14 protein-coding genes are annotated in these 17,161 nt (G+C 46.1%); all 14 read left to right on the plus strand.

The features are described 5' to 3' along the window. Position 1 precedes the first annotated feature (1 nt). The 14 genes from BN6465_RS02645 (at position 2) to BN6465_RS02710 (ending at position 17,096) form a co-directional block, all read left to right on the plus strand. A complete protein-coding gene (locus tag BN6465_RS02645; RefSeq protein WP_066731446.1) occupies positions 2-1,330 on the plus strand; it encodes an SLC13 family permease in 1,329 nt (442 codons plus the stop codon). 24 nt (positions 1,331-1,354) lie between these two features. Beyond that, on the plus strand, positions 1,355-2,233 hold the full coding sequence (locus BN6465_RS02650; protein ID WP_227183674.1) for an MBL fold metallo-hydrolase: 879 nt from the start codon (positions 1,355-1,357) through the stop codon (positions 2,231-2,233). A gap of 359 nt (positions 2,234-2,592) precedes the next feature. Beyond that, positions 2,593-3,636, plus strand: a complete 1,044-nt coding sequence (gene hrcA, locus BN6465_RS02655) for a heat-inducible transcriptional repressor HrcA (protein ID WP_066731451.1) — start codon at positions 2,593-2,595, stop codon at positions 3,634-3,636. A gap of 55 nt (positions 3,637-3,691) precedes the next feature. Beyond that, a complete protein-coding gene (gene grpE, locus BN6465_RS02660; RefSeq protein WP_066732734.1) occupies positions 3,692-4,363 on the plus strand; it encodes a nucleotide exchange factor GrpE in 672 nt (223 codons plus the stop codon). Between the two features lie 89 nt (positions 4,364-4,452). Then, on the plus strand, positions 4,453-6,318 hold the full coding sequence (gene dnaK, locus BN6465_RS02665) for a molecular chaperone DnaK (RefSeq protein WP_066731452.1): 1,866 nt from the start codon (positions 4,453-4,455) through the stop codon (positions 6,316-6,318). A 75-nt stretch (positions 6,319-6,393) separates the two neighbouring features. Then, positions 6,394-7,581, plus strand: coding sequence for a molecular chaperone DnaJ (dnaJ, locus tag BN6465_RS02670; protein WP_066731454.1), 1,188 nt, complete (start codon positions 6,394-6,396; stop codon positions 7,579-7,581). Positions 7,582-7,769: 188 nt separating this feature from the next. Beyond that, the gene (locus tag BN6465_RS02675; RefSeq protein ID WP_066731455.1) at positions 7,770-8,573 is read left to right on the plus strand and encodes an epoxyqueuosine reductase; all 804 of its coding nucleotides are present in this window, start codon (positions 7,770-7,772) and stop codon (positions 8,571-8,573) included. Between the two features lie 43 nt (positions 8,574-8,616). Beyond that, the gene (locus BN6465_RS02680; protein ID WP_066731457.1) at positions 8,617-10,317 is read left to right on the plus strand and encodes an ATP-binding cassette domain-containing protein; all 1,701 of its coding nucleotides are present in this window, start codon (positions 8,617-8,619) and stop codon (positions 10,315-10,317) included. Further along, positions 10,304-12,016, plus strand: coding sequence for an ATP-binding cassette domain-containing protein (locus tag BN6465_RS02685; protein WP_066731461.1), 1,713 nt, complete (start codon positions 10,304-10,306; stop codon positions 12,014-12,016). Before BN6465_RS02680 ends, BN6465_RS02685 begins: the two co-directional genes overlap by 14 nt. A gap of 438 nt (positions 12,017-12,454) precedes the next feature. After that, complete coding sequence (locus tag BN6465_RS02690) at positions 12,455-12,928, plus strand: DUF6465 family protein (protein WP_066731466.1); 474 nt, start codon at positions 12,455-12,457, stop codon at positions 12,926-12,928. Positions 12,929-13,142: 214 nt separating this feature from the next. Next, the gene (locus tag BN6465_RS02695; RefSeq protein ID WP_066731468.1) at positions 13,143-14,324 is read left to right on the plus strand and encodes an iron-containing alcohol dehydrogenase; all 1,182 of its coding nucleotides are present in this window, start codon (positions 13,143-13,145) and stop codon (positions 14,322-14,324) included. Then, positions 14,290-15,702, plus strand: coding sequence for an MATE family efflux transporter (locus BN6465_RS02700; RefSeq protein ID WP_066731470.1), 1,413 nt, complete (start codon positions 14,290-14,292; stop codon positions 15,700-15,702). Before BN6465_RS02695 ends, BN6465_RS02700 begins: the two co-directional genes overlap by 35 nt. Positions 15,703-15,802: 100 nt before the next feature. Further along, positions 15,803-16,177, plus strand: a complete 375-nt coding sequence (locus BN6465_RS02705) for a Rid family detoxifying hydrolase (RefSeq protein ID WP_066731472.1) — start codon at positions 15,803-15,805, stop codon at positions 16,175-16,177. An 82-nt stretch (positions 16,178-16,259) separates the two neighbouring features. Further along, entirely contained in the window at positions 16,260-17,096 is an 837-nt protein-coding gene (locus BN6465_RS02710; RefSeq protein ID WP_066731474.1) for an Mrp/NBP35 family ATP-binding protein, read from the plus strand. Positions 17,097-17,161: the final 65 nt, after the last annotated feature.

Raw genomic sequence — 17,161 nt, forward strand, 5'->3', positions numbered from 1 at the left:
TATGGACTCAAGTATTATTGCAATTATTATAGCGGCTGTCACCATCATACTATTTATGATGAATAAACTTCCCATGAGTGTTGTTGCAATGGGGAGTTCCGTGGCAATGGGAATCTTCATACCGGAGATGGAACTCTCGTCGGTGTATGCCGGCTTTTCTGCTCCCGGGTGGGCTATGGTAGTAGGAATGTGTATTGTAAGCGCCGCGCTGTTCGAGACGGGGGTCGCCAAGCGCATAGGAGATTTGATCGGGAATTCTTTTCTGGCAAAGACGGAGAGGCGCTTCATTATTACTGCCAGTGCAGTGTGCACTTTGATGTCTGCATTTATGAGCAACAATGGAACCGTGGCTATCTGGATGCCGCTTATCGCGGTGGTAGCGGCCGGCTCAGGCGGCCATATCCGCTCTAAAATGGTAATATTTCCGGCAGGGACTGCCGCTATTATCGGAGGAGCGTGTACGCTTGTGGGCTCCACATCACAGCTTGCCGCAAACGCGGTACTTCAGGGATATGACGGATTTGAGGCCGGTCTGGGGATGTTCGATACCGCAAAGGTCATGGTTCCGGCAGCGATTGTCCAGATTATCTTCTGGGGAACGATTGGCTATACACTGCTGAAAAAAGTGCTAAAGCCCGAGAGCCCGGATTTCAATAAGGGCAACATGTATGCCACCGTGCCTGTGGGCGCTCAGGACGATCAATATGCGGATGTACCTAAGTGGAAAGGAAATGTAGCGCTGGGGACCATGCTGCTGTGTATTTTCCTGTTTGTAGTTAGCGGATTTGCGCCTTTTAACAGTCACTTTAACATCGGTGTAATCGGAATGCTGGGAGCTGCCATTGTATTGGGAACAGGGTGTCTGCCGGTGGGTAAAGCTTACTCTGAACTGCCTTGGGATGTACTGATCACAATCGGAGGGATTGCAGGGCTTGGCACAGGTTTGGATGTGTCGGGCGGGGGAGCTTTGATTGCCAATTTTGTGCTGAACCTGTTCGGAGGAAAGAGTGCTTCTATTGTGGTTCTGACGATTGTAATTGCAGTGCTGACCAGCATCCTGACGAACTTTATGTCGAACAACGCTACAGCGGCCATGCTCAGCCCTATCTGCATTGCTATGGCCTTGTCACTTGGCATCAGTCCCATTCCGTGGGTCATTGTTATCGCCGCATGTTCGAATCTTGCAATTGCTACTTCTTATGGTACTGCGGTTAATATGCAGATATTGCCGGCAGGTTATAAATTTTCAGATTTTGTAAAAATAGGCGGTCCGCTACTCGTTATTATGATTGCAGTAGTGACCGTGAGCAGCCTGATAGTACTTTTTTAAAAGTACCGGGGAGGATGATTTGTTATGTCAATGCAATCAGATTATAAAAAGTATTTAGAAGGCCAGAATGAAATTAAGGGACGTCCCACAGGACGTTTTTGGGTCAATCAGGAAAAGCGGTATGTGAAGCCTTTTCGAATCTATGGAAATTTATATTATGTAGGTGACAGCTGGGTATGCGTACATTTGATAGACACCGGCGCCGGCCTGCTTATGCTGGATGCGGGCAACAGTGGTGCACAGGCGATGCTGGTGCAATCTATTTGGGAAATGGGATTTAATCCTGCGGATGTGAAGTGGATCATACTTTCCCATGGCCATGTGGATCATTTCGGCGCGGCAGGTTTCTTCCAGCGCATGTTCGGGACTAAGATTTATCTGGGTGCACCGGACGCCCGCATGTTTCGCCAAACACCGTATCTCAGCATGATTCAGGAAAGCGGGAACTGCATGGACACTCTGGCGGATATAGACGTGGAAATCGAAGACGGTGATTTTTATAGATTTGGAAATGTGGAGGTAAAGTTCCGCCTTGTTCCGGGACACACGAAAGGATGCATAGCCTGCTTTTTTGAGGTGACGGATGGAGTGGAGAAAAAGCGTGCCGGCTATTATGGAGGGTTTGGATTTAACACGCTGCAAAAGGATTTTTTGCTGCAATTGGGCGATACTGATTTTGATATGAGAAAGGTGTATTTAGATTCTCTAAAAAAGGTCAGGGATGAACAGGTGGATATCTTTATAGGAAATCATGTATCTAATGTAGATTTACTCAATAAACGTAAGTACATGCTGGACCACCCCGCGGAAAATCCATTTGTCGATAAGAAGGCATGGAAAAGCTATTTGGATTGTAAAAGAGATGAGCTGACAGTCTGGATGAGAGAACAGGATAAAGAATAAGGCATAAGATACCTTCTGCAATATTATGTAGAAGGTATTTTTTATTATATAGGAAAGTCCTTCGAACTTTCCTAATATAATAAAACCCTCCGGGGGGATGCACACAATGTGCAGAGGAAAGCTGCTTCGCAGCCGCACATTGGCGCGCAAAGTGTACAAGTCCCTTATGAGGGAGGGATATAGGGAGTTGAAGTGGACTTGTCCACTTTGTTCTGATTAATTTAAAAAAATGAACTCATAAATAAAATAATTATAAACAGTGTTGACAAAGTGATTTTAGAGTGATACATTTATAAACGAAGTAAATATTAGCACTCAAAACAAACGAGTGCTAATAAGCAAAATAAAAGGAGGCGTACATGGAATCAATCAATGAATTAGATGGGCGAAAGAGTAAAATCTTACATGCTATCATTCAGAATTATTTAGAGACCGGCGAACCGGTAGGCTCCAGGACAATTTCTAAATATACGGATTTGAATCTCAGCTCAGCTACCATCCGCAATGAGATGGCGGATTTGGAAGAGCTTGGTTACATTATGCAGCCTCATACATCAGCAGGACGTATTCCTTCCGATCAAGGTTATCGGTGGTATGTAGACAGGCTGATGGCCGAAAAAGAACAGGAAGTCACTGAAATCAGAGAGCAGATGCTGGAGAAGGCAGACAAGATGGATCAGCTTCTCAAACAGGCGGCTAAAGTATTGGCGAACAATACCAATTACGCTACTATGATTTCCACTCCCACTTACAACCGGAACAAGATTAAGTTCATCCAGTTGTCACAAGTTGATGAGACACAGCTGATCGCGGTGATTGTGATGGAAGGCAATATCGTAAAAAATCAGATTGTGACTGTCGATGAGCCTCTTGGCAGCGAAGCTTTATTGAAGCTGAATATGCTGCTCAATACCACGCTGAATGGTATGTCCATCGAGGCCATCAATCTTGGGTTGATCGCTAGACTGAAAGATCAGGCAGGCATCCACAGCGGAGTGATGAATGATGTGCTGGATGCGGTGGCCAATGTCATCCAGCTCAGTGATGACATGGAGATTTACACAAGCGGCACAACCAATATTTTCAAATATCCTGAACTCAGTGATAAGCAGAGCGCGCAGGAGATAATCAGTGCCTTTGAGGAGAAGCAGCAGCTGACCGCATTGGTGACGCAGACTATGCAGAGTTCGGAAAACAAAGGGATTCAGGTTTATATTGGAGATGAGTCCAAAGTAGCAAATATGAAAGACTGCAGTGTTGTGACTGCGACCTATGAATTAGGTGAAGGTATGCAGGGAACAATTGGTATAGTAGGACCGAAGCGTATGGATTATGAGCATGTGATGAAAACGCTGAAAACACTGATGGCTGAACTGGACGAAATCTATCACAGGCGGGATTAGCACAAAAGTTAGAAAAGAATGAAATAAGAAAGGTGGAAGTCCGTTGGATAAGAAGATGAGCCAAGAAGAAATGGTAAAAGAAGCGGTAGAGGAAGCAAAAAAAGCTGCAGGTGAAGCGGCGCAGGAGGAAGTTCCCGAACCGGCGGAAAGCAAGAAAGAAGCAGAGGAAGCTGCGGAGGAAATGTTAGGAGAAGCAGAAGAGCTTGACGGTACACAGGAGGAGAACCAAGACTCAGAGGAAGAGCAGGAACCGAAGAAGAAAAAGTTCTTTGAAAAGAAGCCGAAAAAGGATAAGAAGGATGAAAAAATAGAAGAACTGACCGATAAGCTCACACGCCAGATGGCGGAATTTGATAATTATAGGAAGCGGACAGAAAAAGAAAAGTCTGCGATGTATGAAATTGGGGCTAAGGATGTAGTGGAAAAAATTCTTGCGGTAGTTGATAACTTTGAGAGAGGACTGCAGTCCGTGCCAGAGGAAGAAAAAGACGCTCCCTTTATGCAAGGGATGGATAAGATCTATAAACAACTGATGACTACACTGGAAGAAATCGGGGTGAAGCCGATTGAAGCGGTAGGTCAGGAGTTCAATCCGGATTTCCACAATGCGGTGATGCATGTGGAAGATGAAGGATTTGGCGAAAACATTGTCGCCGAAGAATTCCAGAAGGGCTACACATACAGGGATAGTGTCGTGAGACACAGTATGGTCAAAGTAGCGAACTAATGTTATACCGTGTACCTCCCTCAGGCAGGTATACTTTATATAAAAAAGATTATAACAATTTCAAATATTATTTTAGGAGGAAATTCATCATGGGCAAAATCATTGGTATTGATTTAGGAACAACAAACAGTTGTGTAGCGGTTATGGAAGGCGGACAGCCGGTAGTTATCGCAAATACAGAAGGAGCAAGAACAACACCGTCTGTGGTAGCATTTACAAAGACGGGGGAACGTCTCGTGGGAGAACCGGCGAAACGTCAGGCTGTAACAAACGCGGAGAAGACAATCGCATCAATCAAAAGAGAGATGGGAACGGATCACAAAGTTGACATTGACGGAAAGAAATATTCTCCGCAGGAAATCTCCGCTATGATTCTGCAGAAGTTAAAAGCTGACGCAGAAGGTTATCTGGGAGAAAAAGTAACAGAAGCGGTTATCACTGTTCCTGCTTATTTCAATGACGCTCAGCGTCAGGCAACCAAAGACGCAGGTAAGATTGCCGGACTTGATGTTAAGCGTATCATCAACGAGCCGACAGCGGCAGCGCTTGCTTATGGGCTGGACAATGAAAAAGAACAGAAGATCATGGTATACGACCTTGGAGGCGGTACATTTGACGTTTCCATTATCGAGATTGGTGATGGCGTTATCGAAGTTCTTTCTACTGCCGGAAATAACCGTCTTGGTGGAGATGATTTCGACCAGAAGATTACAGACTATATGCTTGCAGACTTCAAGGCAAAAGAAGGGGTAGACTTATCTTCAGATAAGATGGCGCTTCAGAGATTGAAAGAGGCGGCTGAAAAGGCTAAAAAGGAACTTTCTTCTGCGACTACGACAAATATCAACCTTCCGTTCATTACTGCGACATCAGAAGGACCGAAGCATTTTGATATGAATCTGACAAGAGCAAAATTCGATGAACTTACACATGACTTGGTTGAGAAGACAGCTGAGCCTGTAAAACGTGCATTATCCGACGCAGGTATCGCACCGTCTGAACTGGGGCAGGTACTGCTGGTAGGTGGTTCTACACGTATCCCGGCAGTTCAGGAAGAAGTAAAACGACTGACAGGAAAAGAGCCGAGCAAGAGCCTCAATCCTGATGAATGTGTAGCATTGGGAGCATCTGTTCAGGGCGGTAAACTGGCAGGCGATGCTGGTGCAGGCGATATCCTCCTTCTGGATGTTACTCCGCTTTCACTTTCTATTGAGACTATGGGCGGCGTGGCAACAAGACTGATTGAAAGAAATACAACGATTCCGACTAAGAAAAGCCAGATTTTCTCCACAGCAGCGGATAATCAGACCGCAGTTGATATCAACGTAGTACAAGGAGAAAGACAGTTCGCGAAAGACAACAAGTCCCTCGGCCAGTTCCGTCTGGATGGAATTCCTCCGGCACCACGTGGAATCCCTCAGATTGAAGTTACGTTCGACATCGATGCAAACGGTATCGTAAACGTATCTGCTAAGGATTTAGGTACAGGTAAAGAACAGCACATTACAATCACGGCAGGCTCTAATATGTCCGATTCTGATATTGACAAGGCTGTAAAAGAAGCGGCTGAATTCGAGGCTCAGGATAAGAAGCGTAAAGAAGGCATCGATACAAAGAATGATGCGGACGCCATGGTATTCCAGACAGAAAAAGCTCTGAAGGAAGTAGGAGACAAGATCGATGCCGCTGATAAGACGGCAGTAGAAGCTGACGTTCAGGCATTAAAAGACATTTTGGCTAAGGCAAACACCGATGATCTTACCGATGCGCAGGTAGCTGAAATCAAGGCTGCAAAAGAAAAATTAATGGAGAGCGCACAGAAGCTGTTCACCAAAGTATACGAGCAGGCAGGCGCGGCAGCAGGTGCACAGGGCGGACCGGCACCAGAAGCAGGACCGGCTCCGGAAGGCTTCACAGGCGACGACGTAGTAGACGGAGATTATAAAGAAGTCTAAGCACTTAGCGATTTGCTGCAAGGCGGAGTTTTCCGCCTTGCAGATTTCCATGTATACGAAATGAGGTAAAACAGTATGGCAGAATCAAAAAGAGATTACTATGAAGTTTTAGGTGTCTCCAGAGATGCAGACGACGCGACTTTGAAAAAAGCATACAGGGCGTTGGCGAAAAAATACCATCCGGATATGAATCCGGGAGATACAGAGGCTGAAAAAAAGTTCAAAGAAGCATCTGAGGCCTATGCGGTTCTGAGTGATCCGGATAAGCGCCGTCAGTATGATCAGTTTGGCCATGCTGCCTTTGAAGGTGGTGCGGGCGGAGCAGGCGGCTTCGGCGGCTTTGACTTCAGCGGAGCAGATTTCAGCGATATATTTGGCGACATATTTGGCGATTTGTTCGGCGGGGGCAGAAGAGGCGGCCGTGCGAGCAACGGGCCCATGAAGGGCGCCAATATCCGTAAGGGCGTGCGTATCACTTTTGAAGAGGCAGTCTTTGGCTGTGAGAAAGAAATAGACGTAGTATTGAAAGATCCCTGCCAGACTTGCAGCGGAACTGGGGCGAAGCCGGGGACATCACCGGAGACTTGCTCAAAGTGCGGTGGAAAGGGTCAGGTGGTCTATACATCACAATCATTTTTCGGGACGGTGCAGAATGTCCAGACCTGTCCGGATTGTCACGGAAGCGGAAAGATTATCAAAGAGAAGTGCTCGGATTGTGGCGGTACTGGCTTTGTTTCCAGCCGCAAAAAAATCAAGGTATCAATTCCGGCCGGTATTGACAATGGGCAGAGTGTCCGAATCAGGGAAAAGGGCGAGCCGGGTACCAATGGCGGGCCGAGGGGCGACCTTCTCGTGGAGGTTACTGTCTCCAGACATCCGATTTTCCAGCGTCAGGATGTGCATATTTTCTCTACGGCGCCGATTTCGTTTGCACAGGCAGCCTTGGGCGGCGATGTGAGAATTAAAACGGTGGATGGAGATGTCCTGTACACAGTTAAGGCGGGGACTAAGACCGATACAAAGGTGCGCTTAAAAGGTAAGGGAGTTCCTTCTCTGAGGAATCCACAGACAAGAGGAGACCACTATGTGACACTGGTCATCCAGACCCCGGAAAAGCTGAGCCCGGAGGCCAAAGAAGCCTTGCGCAAATTTGATGAGCTGACAGGAAATACATTGAATCAGGAGACCGGAAGCCCAGAAAATAAAGGGAAGACTAAGAAAAAGGGTTTCATGGACAAATTGAAAGAAACCTTTGAAGAATAAGAAAAGTGGGAACATTCCCAGAGGAAACAAGTGGCGCAGGCAGCCGGATTTCCTCTGGGAATGTTTTTTGTTTAGTTCTGTCAGAATATAGCAATTTAGTGATACTTATGCTAAGATATTTTGTAGGGTAAGTAATGAATTATGAGATTATTATCATCAATAGATTATGAAGAGGGGAGACAGGATTTATGAAAGAACAGGTCAGACAATGGATTTGTGAATATATAGAGAACTACGGACAGCGGCCGGATATCGTGACAAAGTGGGGAGAGCCGTTGGTTGGCTTTGCGGATGCGTCGCATCCGTATATCCTAAATCTGAAAACGATTATAGATACAACACATGAACTTCCAACAGATGTACTGGAGGACGCCTCTGTCGTCATCGTCTATTATGTTCCGTTTACACGCGAACTGGCTGAGACAAATGAGACGGGAACGCAGTACGCTTCGGCAGAATGGGCAAGGGCATATGAAGAGACCAACGCAATGTTTAAAAATCTGAACGCATTTCTGATTAAGCAGTTGGAAATGCGTGGATGGCATGCGGGAATTTCTCCAAAATCGGCAACATTTGACCAAAAGAGGCTAAAAAGCGACTGGTCTTACCGCCATTTTGCTTATGCGGCCGGTCTGGGAAGCTTTGGCCTTAATAATATGCTGCTCACCAAGAGTGGATGCTGTGGGCGTTTTAATACGCTGGTGACTAATTTGGAGGTAGAACCTGATCAGCCTATGACGGATGAATACTGTCTGTATAAGAAAAATGGTTCCTGTGCGGTGTGCGTGAAGCATTGTCCTACAGGCGCACTGACAACAGAGGGATATGACCGCCACAAGTGTTATGAGCTGTTGATGAAAAATGCCCGTATACATACGGAATATGGCTCTTCCTATGTGGACGAAAGCGGAAAAAAGGCAAATAGCGTAGGAAGTGATGTGTGTGGTAAATGTGTGACACAGTCCCCTTGCGCCTTTTGGGAACTGAAGTAGAGGACTGAAATGCTAATGCGCAAAGAACAAAAGGGGGAAATGCGTGAAGGTTATCCAGCAAATTAAAAAAGAAGGGAAATTGGTCTACTATTTTTTACAGGAAACTTTTGTGTGGAAGTATTATGGAATGATGATACTTCTGATTATATTGTCTATTATTACAAATCTTAGCTTTTCTTATAGCTTCTCGACGATTCTGTCCGGCGGTTTGGGGTTCATGAAATGGTGGACATCCATTTTGCTGGTGTTCGTGTGCGGTAAGATTGCATGTACCGTGTGCGGATTTCTGTATTCTCAACTATCTTTAAAATTTAAGATGCGTCTGAAAGAGCTGTATCTGCACAGGATTTCAGACAAGCTTTTGAAAGCGGACTATACATGGATTGTGAAGCAGAGGGGCGGGGACCTGATCGGGAGGAGCTGCGAGGATATCAACTGGTGCGCGGAAACGGTGGCGGTTTATATACCGAAACTCATAAAAAGCGTGGGGCTCCTCACCTTCAATACGGTGTTTTTGAGTCTTTTTCATCCGCTTCTCGGTGCGGCTTTTCTTATTCCGATTCCAGTCTTATTCTTTTCAGAGTGGAGGGGGAGACAGATATGCCAACGATTTTTGCAGCAATCGACGGAAGTGATGAGCGAGAGAAATGCGGTGTTCGAGGATATCGTTTCGCACCATGAACTGGTTGCCCACTCTGCCGTGCAGGAGGAGATGCTGGGGCGCACGGAGAAAGTGGTTCAGCGGTATGCCAAGATGTTTGGCCGTTCGATGGGAGCCCTTGTGGGGTGGATGAGTCCTGCAATTCTGCTGAACAAAGTACCGCTCATCCTGATTGGAATCTTAGGAAGTGTGTTTATTTATCAGGGGAGAATCTCGGTGGAGGCCTTTTTGACGGCGTTTTTGTTTACCTATTTATTCAATGCAGAGTTGGCAGAACTGGATGATTTTATGGCCAATTTTCCGACGCTGGCTGTATTTTTGGAGCGGGTGAGAGAAATTATGGAATGTCCGCAGCAAAATTTTGGCGCTTGTGACAGCTTGCCGGACAGTCAGGTGATGATTCGATTTGATGGGGTTTCCTTCCGGTATGGGGACGGTCCTCAGGAGCGGATGATTTTTGAAAATCTTTCTTTTGAGGCCAGACGCGGGGAACATGTATTGCTGTTGGGAAGAAATGGCTGTGGGAAGACGACGGTCTTAAAGTTGGCATGTGGTATATACCAGACTCTGGAAAAAGGGTGCATTACGCTCTGTGGGCATTTGCCGGAGGAGTATACGCTGCCGGCAATGTACCGCATGATATCCTATGTGCCGTCAGAGCCTGTCTTGTGGGAGGGGACGTTAGAGGGAAATCTTACATTTGAAAATGAACTGCCGGAAGGGCAGCTATTGGATGCCCTCAGGGAATTTGATTTTCATGCCGTATTTCCAGAAAAGAAAGATAGGGAGATACTGGATTTGCACGTGGAAAATAAGGGCAGCAATCTATCGGGTGGTCAGAGACAGAGAATCGGTCTGGCGCGGGCGTGGCTTTCGGGCACTCCGATACTTCTCATCGACGAGGCGACCAACTCTTTGGACAGTCAAGGGGAGGAACGTATTATCCAGTTCCTTTGTGCGTCGGACAGAACCATCTGCATGACCACACACCACGCAGGGTTATCCGGCTTTTTTGATAAGGGACTTGATATGGAAAACGGAAAAGAACTTCTTTGGAAGGAGAAATGCCATGACACATGTTAGGAAAGGAAAAGAAGTTTGGGAGGATTTTAAAATCATTACTGCGGTCAGGCCAAAAGATACGGTGAAGGCTGTTGGCGGCTCTGTCCTCGTGGCCGGGGCGTGGTTTCTCATCCAGTTTGTCAATTCTTGTCTGCTTCGTACCGTGGCGGGGTTAAATGAGATGAGGCAGAGCATTTGGGCGCCGCTGGTGTTCCTTTTCGGGCTTTACTGTGTGGCGAGGATACCAACTATATTAGGATACAGGATTTCCGGATACTGTGCAGAGCGTATTGTCGGTACAGCCAATCAAAACCTTTTGCGTACATGGCTCTATAGCTCGCACGAAAACCGGAGGCAAGTCGCTTCGGGCAAGATACTATCACTTCTGTTGAACGACAGTGGAAGCGTGTTGAGCGATTTCTTATTCATGGGATTCACTATTAATTTTGTTGAGCCATTTTTACTTGGTATCCTATCGATGCTGGTGTTTGTTTTTTGGAAACCGGTCGTATTAGTACCGTTTCTTCTTCTCGGGCTGCCTTCTATTCTGCTGAACTACTTTTTCCAGCGGAAGATTCAGAGCTATTCGGTAGAGGAGCGGGAAACTTTTGATGAGTTGACTGGATTTTTTCAGTATTTGACGGAACAGCTCGTCTCCATTCGTGAGAGCGGGATTTATACCTTGTTCCTTCAAAAAAGCAGTCATGTCGCCAGCCTTGCTGTGACGGCTGAGAAGAGAAAAGAGAATACCATCCGTTATGCACGGTTTGTTTCCAAGTTGCTGGAGGATTTCGGTCTGCTCAGCAGCGTGCTGCTCTGTATATTTTTAGCTTCGCGGCAACATATCGAAATGGCAGATTTGGCATTTATCTTTGCCTTTTCTCCGTTCATTTTCCGGTTCTTCAACTGTTTTACCAATACGTGGAATTATCTGACGGATGTACACACTTCCGTCCGCAGGGTGAAAGAGGTTACAAAAAGGGAGGCAGAAGAGAAAACAAAAGACCCACTTCTTCATCTGGAAGGAAAAGCGGGAGAAATTCAGGTACGGAATGTGACCTTTGCTTATGGGGGACAGGAGCCGGTATTGAAGGACGTTTCCTTTTCTGTTCCTTTTCATGAGCGCCATATCTTGAGCGGGATGAATGGCGCAGGGAAATCTACGCTGATGAAAATCTTTCTTGGGGATTTGAAACCCCAGACTGGGGAGATTTCTATTGTTGTGGGAGAGAAAGTATATCCCTGTCCGCAAAAGTTTTTTACATATATTCCACAAGAACCGGAGCTTCTGAATATCAGTTTCCGGGAAAATATGATTTTGGATTGTTACCGCTTTGATGAGGAGCCGGAAAGCGCCCGGGTGGAGGAAATCGCAAAAATGCTCCACCTTCATGAGCTGATTGTGTCTTTCCCGGAGAAATATGATACCGCCGTGGTAGAAAACGGAAAAAATCTGTCACTGGGGGAAAAGCAGAAAATTTCTCTTGCAAGGGCTTTACTTTCTCCAGCACCGTGCATTCTTCTGGATGAGCCGGAGCATGGATTGGATAGAGAGACTGTGCGCGCTTTTTTTGACTATGTGTCGCAGAGTAAAAAAACAATTATCATGATATCTCATTCTAAGGAGAATCTATCATTTTTTGATATCATACAAACTTTAGATAACGGCAGGATAAAGAGTACAACACACACATCACAAACATTCGTGGATAATATATAAAAAATGATTGAAGTAAGAAAAAAGAACATTCCTACGAGAAATACAGGAGGATAGGGGCCTCTTGATTTCTGTCAGAATGTTCTTTTTGTTAGTCATTATCTTCTTCTTCAATCTCTCCGCCAATTACACCGGCAGCAGACGCTGTGACTGCCGCAACAATAACTGCTGCAAGGATAGCAATGGCGATGAGAGCTACCAAAAGTCCCATAAGCAATACCTTCCTTTCGTTTCATGCATCAATTATAGCACATTTTGCATAAGAAACCTACTAAAATTTAGGGAAAATTCTACATGAATAAACCCCAAATGCGGCCTTATACAGGGGAATAAATGTGACAACCGCATGTAATTGTGCTATAATGTGCAGATAGGCAGTCCGGAAGAACTGGAATGCTGTGGCAACATGCAGTTACTTGGAATCAAGGAGGGTACTATATTATGGCGACAAGAAGACAGGCAAAAAAGACAACGAAAGCAGCAGAAGTAAAGACACAAGAAGTAAAGGCACCAGTTGAAAAGGCAGAAGAAAAGATAGCGAAAGCCGTGGACGACAAAAAAGAGGAAATCAAAGAAACTGTTGAGACAATAGCAGAAGAGATAAAAGAGGCTGCAGAAACGAAAACAGAAGAAGTGAAAAAAGCAGCGGCAACAAAAGTAAAGGAAGTAAAGAAAACAGCTGCGAAGGTGAAAAAGACCGTAGCTGCCAAAAAGGAAATTAAAACAGATATTGTTTTACAATATGGAGAAAAAGAAGTAAATACGAAAGATATGATTGCAGCAGTCAAGAAAGAGTGGACAAAATCAAAAAATAAGGTGGCTGATATTAAGAGCATTGAGCTTTACATTAAGCCAGAAGACTATGCAGTATATTATGTTATCAATGGAGATACAACAGGAAAGATTTGGTTGTAAAAGGCAAAAGTGGCCTAAAGTTTTGAGGACTGGCCAAATCACGTTATAAAGAATCCATGTTAATGTATATTGCCATTGTCCGTTTTCCGGGATTGACACTGTTTTTGGGGCTGGTCTCGGAGACGGCGGACAAAAACACTTCATTTCGGGAAAATCATTCCATAATTTCCAAACTTTTAAAACAAATATTCTTCATTATTCGGGAGGAATCATCATGCAAAATTTTGTACAATACGCGCCGACAGAGATTGTATTCGGGAAGGATACGGAGCTTAAGACTGGGCAGGAGGTCAAAAAGTGGGGAGGCCATAGAACGCTGATTGTCTTCGGCGGGGGAAGTGCGGTTAGAAGCGGTCTGATTGACCGTGTAGAAAATTCTCTTACGGAAGCAGGAATTGTCTCTGAAAGATTAGGGGGCGTACAGCCGAATCCGCGGCTTAGCTTTGCGCGTCAAGGTGTGGCTAAAGCGGTGGAGATGGAAGCGGACTTCATTCTCGCGGTGGGAGGCGGGAGCGCGATCGACACGGCCAAGGCGATTGCCCACGGAGCGGCGAATCCGGAATTTGATTTGTGGGATATCTGGACGCAGAAAGTACCGCTTACCAAGTCGTTTCCAGTAGGATGTGTGCTGACCATCGCGGCGGCGGGAAGCGAGACAAGTGATTCGGCAGTTCTTACAAACGAAGAGCTGGGGAGAAAGTCAGGTATCGGAACAGAGTTGAACCGTCCCCGCTTCGCTGTCATGAATCCGGAGCTCACGTATACTTTGCCGAAATACCAGCTTGGATGCGGCATCGTTGATATCATGATGCATACGCTGGAGCGGTATTTTATACCGAACCAGAAGAACCAGATGACAGATGAGATTGCGGAGGGACTTCTTAGAGTTGTCATAGAAAATGGAAGAAAGGCAATGGAGAACCCTTCAGATTACGATGCCATGAGTGAGATTATGTGGTGTGGAAGTTTATCTCATAACAACCTTACAGGGCTGGGGAGAGAAAAGGACTTCTCGGTACATAAGCTGGGCCATGCGCTGAGCGCTAAATATGACGCAGCCCATGGAGCCACGTTATCGGCTGTGTGGGGAGCATGGGCCGAATATGTCTGTGAAAGTGATTATGCCAGATTTGCGCATTTTGGAGAGAAAGTGTGGGGAATCCGCGCAGAAGATGAAAAAGAGGCGGCAAAGCTGGCAATCGGCCGGACCGTCGCTTATTTTAGAGAAATCGGCATGCCCGTGGGATTAAAAGAGTTAGGGATAGGAGAGATATCAGAAAAAGAATTGAGAGAGCTGTCCATGAATGCTACTATGGGCGGAACGGTTAAGTTATCAAAGATAAAGGAGCTTGGGGTGGACGATGTTTATCAAATCTTTCAGGAGGCGAACAACTGACAAAAATACAATCAATGTAGACTGGGGAAGGTTTTACCGGCAGGTGCTTATGCTTGTCGTTCCTATGGCCATTCAAAATCTCATCAACGTAGGGGTCACGGCAGCGGATGTCCTCATGCTGGGATGGGTCGGAGAGAAGGTACTGTCCGGCGCATCGCTGGCTGGGCAGGTGCAGTTCATCATGACACTCATTCTCTATGGAGTGACTTCGGGGGCGACGGTGCTTACGGCGCAGTACTGGGGGAAGAAAGACACCCGCACGATTGAGAAGATTCTCGGAATCGGCCTGACGATAGGAGCGGTCAGCGCGGTCGTATTTACACTGGCGGCAGAACTCATTCCACAGTACCTGATGAGAATCTATACTACCGACGCAGAAGTAATTGCGGAGGGTGTAAAATATTTAAGAATAGTAGGGATTTCTTATCTGTTTATGGCGGTGACACAGATTTATCTTTATATCATGCGAAGTATTGAGCGGGTGGTCGTGGCCACGGTAGTATACAGTGTATCCCTTGTCAACAATATAGTGATCAACGCGATACTGATTTTCGGGCTTTTGGGATTCCCCAAAATGGGAATTATGGGGGCTGCCATAGGGACACTTTCCTCGAGAGTCATAGAGCTTTGTATTGTAATATGGTACGCAAAAGTAAAGAATAAGACGGTGAGATTCCATCTCCGGGATATGTGGCATATCGATAAGGTGCTGTTGAAAGACTTTTTTGTCTATGCAACTCCGGTTATTTTAAATGAGTTGATGTGGGGGCTGGGCTCCTCTGCAAACACCGCGGTCATCGGACACTTGGGTAGTGCCGCGGTGGCGGCCAATTCGGTGGCACAGGTGGCGAGACAGCTGGCCACGGTCGTGGTATTCGGGGTTTCTAATGCCACGGCTATCTATCTTGGAAAGACGATTGGGGAGAAGAAATACGAACTGGCAAAAGCCTATGGAAGAAGATTTGTGTGGCTCAGTGTCGTGACTGGAGCTCTTGGCGGTTGTGTGATTTTATTGGCGATTCCTGTGGCCACACACTTTATGGTGCTGTCGCCGCAGGCACAAGGATATCTTGCGTTCATGTTTTTTGTAATGTCCTACTTTACACTTGCACAGTCTGTCAATACTACGCTGGTCGTAGGTGTCTTCCGCTCCGGAGGAGATACGAAGTTTGGCCTGGCGCTGGATGTATCAACTATGTGGGGGTGCTCCATTCTGCTTGGAGCAGCCGCGGCATTTATATTTCACGCAGGGGTTCCGGTGGTCTATATGATTTTGATGAGTGATGAAGTCATCAAGCTGCCCATTACTATCAAGCGTTTCCTCAGTTATAAGTGGATCAAAGACGTTACGAGGGAGAAAAGTGAACTTGCGATATAAGAAAAGCTATGGTATCCTTATGATATGGCTTCGGGATAAAGACCGAGATGCCTGCCGCGTGACGGCGGGAGGAAGAATATAAGAAAAGGAGATTGAAGAAATGAAAGCAGTAGCAACAGAGAAAGCACCGAAGGCACTGGGACCTTATTCTCAGGGATATGTACATAACGGGATTTTTTGTTCAGCAGGACAGATTCCGATTAATCCGGCGACGGATGCAATTGAAGCGGAGACTATCGCAGAGCAGACAGAGCAGGTCTGCAAGAATCTTGCGGCGGTGCTTGAAGCAGCGGGAACTTCTTTTGACAAGGTTTTGAAGACAACATGTTTCTTAAGCGATATGGGAGATTTTGCGGCGTTTAACGAAGTGTACGCAAAGTATTTCACATCTAAGCCGGCCAGAAGCTGTGTGGCTGTGAAGACACTTCCTAAGAATGTACTTTGTGAAGTAGAATTGATTGCAGTAGTAGAATAATAAACGGGATACCCGCAGATAATTTTATTGTCTGCGGGTATCCGCTTGACTAATATAAATAATCCGGGAGGTTTGAACAGCTATGGCAGAAGAACAAAGCAGCGGATGCTCACCTGAGGCCTGCTCTTCCTGTGCCCACGCGGGTACATGCGAGAGTAAAAAGGCGGATATGAGAGCTCCGGCAAATGCATATTCACAGGTGAAAAAGGTAATTGGCGTAATCAGCGGTAAGGGCGGCGTGGGTAAATCTATGGTGACAGCGTCCCTCGCCCGAATGATGACGGAGCAGGGATATACAGTGGGAATTCTGGATGCGGACATAACAGGCCCGTCAATCCCAAAGATGTACGGTGTCCATGAAAATGCGATGGGGAGTGATGAAGGAATGTTCCCATGTATCGCAAAAGATGGCACTAAGATTATGTCCGTCAATCTTCTTCTTGAGCGGGAGTCAGATCCGGTTATTTGGAGGGGACCTGTAATCGCAGGAGTGGTGACCCAGTTCTGGACAGACGTTATGTGGGGAGACTTGGATTTCCTGCTGGTGGATATGCCGCCGGGTACCGGAGATGTCCCATTGACTGTGTTCCAATCACTTCCGGTGGACGGGGTCGTTATTGTGACCTCCCCTCAGGATTTGGTGCAGATGATAGTGAAAAAAGCCTATAATATGGCGAAACAGATGAATATACCAGTGATTGGCATTGTAGAAAACTATAGTTATCTGGAATGCCCGGAATGTGGAAAGCGAATTTCTGTATTTGGGGAAAGCCATATTGATGAAATCGCAGAGGAGCTGGGTATAGAAGTGCTGGGCAAGATGCCGATAGACCCACAGCTTTCAGAGATGGTCGAATCTGAAAAGTTTTATGAAGTTCAAAATAAATATTTAAAGAATATTACGGAAAAATTCCAGTAATGATTATTTGCAGCGGAGAAGCCGCCGCCCTGTGACAGAGTTGCCGCAGGGCGGTGGTTTTTTGT

The sequence above is a fragment of the Bariatricus massiliensis genome (assembly GCF_900086725.1).
GTDB classification, from domain to species: domain Bacteria; phylum Bacillota; class Clostridia; order Lachnospirales; family Lachnospiraceae; genus Allocoprococcus; species Allocoprococcus massiliensis.

Excerpts from the sequence above, each read along its gene's own strand:
- BN6465_RS02645 (WP_066731446.1), top strand. The coding sequence starts at position 2 with ATGGACTCAAGTATTATTGCAATTATTATAGCGGCTGTCACCATCATA.
- BN6465_RS02650 (WP_227183674.1), top strand. The coding sequence starts at position 1,355 with ATGTCAATGCAATCAGATTATAAAAAGTATTTAGAAGGCCAGAATGAA.
- hrcA (WP_066731451.1), top strand. The coding sequence starts at position 2,593 with ATGGAATCAATCAATGAATTAGATGGGCGAAAGAGTAAAATCTTACAT.
- grpE (WP_066732734.1), top strand. The coding sequence starts at position 3,692 with ATGAGCCAAGAAGAAATGGTAAAAGAAGCGGTAGAGGAAGCAAAAAAA.
- dnaK (WP_066731452.1), top strand. The coding sequence starts at position 4,453 with ATGGGCAAAATCATTGGTATTGATTTAGGAACAACAAACAGTTGTGTA.
- dnaJ (WP_066731454.1), top strand. The coding sequence starts at position 6,394 with ATGGCAGAATCAAAAAGAGATTACTATGAAGTTTTAGGTGTCTCCAGA.
- BN6465_RS02675 (WP_066731455.1), top strand. The coding sequence starts at position 7,770 with ATGAAAGAACAGGTCAGACAATGGATTTGTGAATATATAGAGAACTAC.
- BN6465_RS02685 (WP_066731461.1), top strand. The coding sequence starts at position 10,304 with ATGACACATGTTAGGAAAGGAAAAGAAGTTTGGGAGGATTTTAAAATC.
- BN6465_RS02690 (WP_066731466.1), top strand. The coding sequence starts at position 12,455 with ATGGCGACAAGAAGACAGGCAAAAAAGACAACGAAAGCAGCAGAAGTA.
- BN6465_RS02695 (WP_066731468.1), top strand. The coding sequence starts at position 13,143 with ATGCAAAATTTTGTACAATACGCGCCGACAGAGATTGTATTCGGGAAG.
- BN6465_RS02700 (WP_066731470.1), top strand. The coding sequence starts at position 14,290 with ATGTTTATCAAATCTTTCAGGAGGCGAACAACTGACAAAAATACAATC.
- BN6465_RS02705 (WP_066731472.1), top strand. The coding sequence starts at position 15,803 with ATGAAAGCAGTAGCAACAGAGAAAGCACCGAAGGCACTGGGACCTTAT.
- BN6465_RS02710 (WP_066731474.1), top strand. The coding sequence starts at position 16,260 with ATGGCAGAAGAACAAAGCAGCGGATGCTCACCTGAGGCCTGCTCTTCC.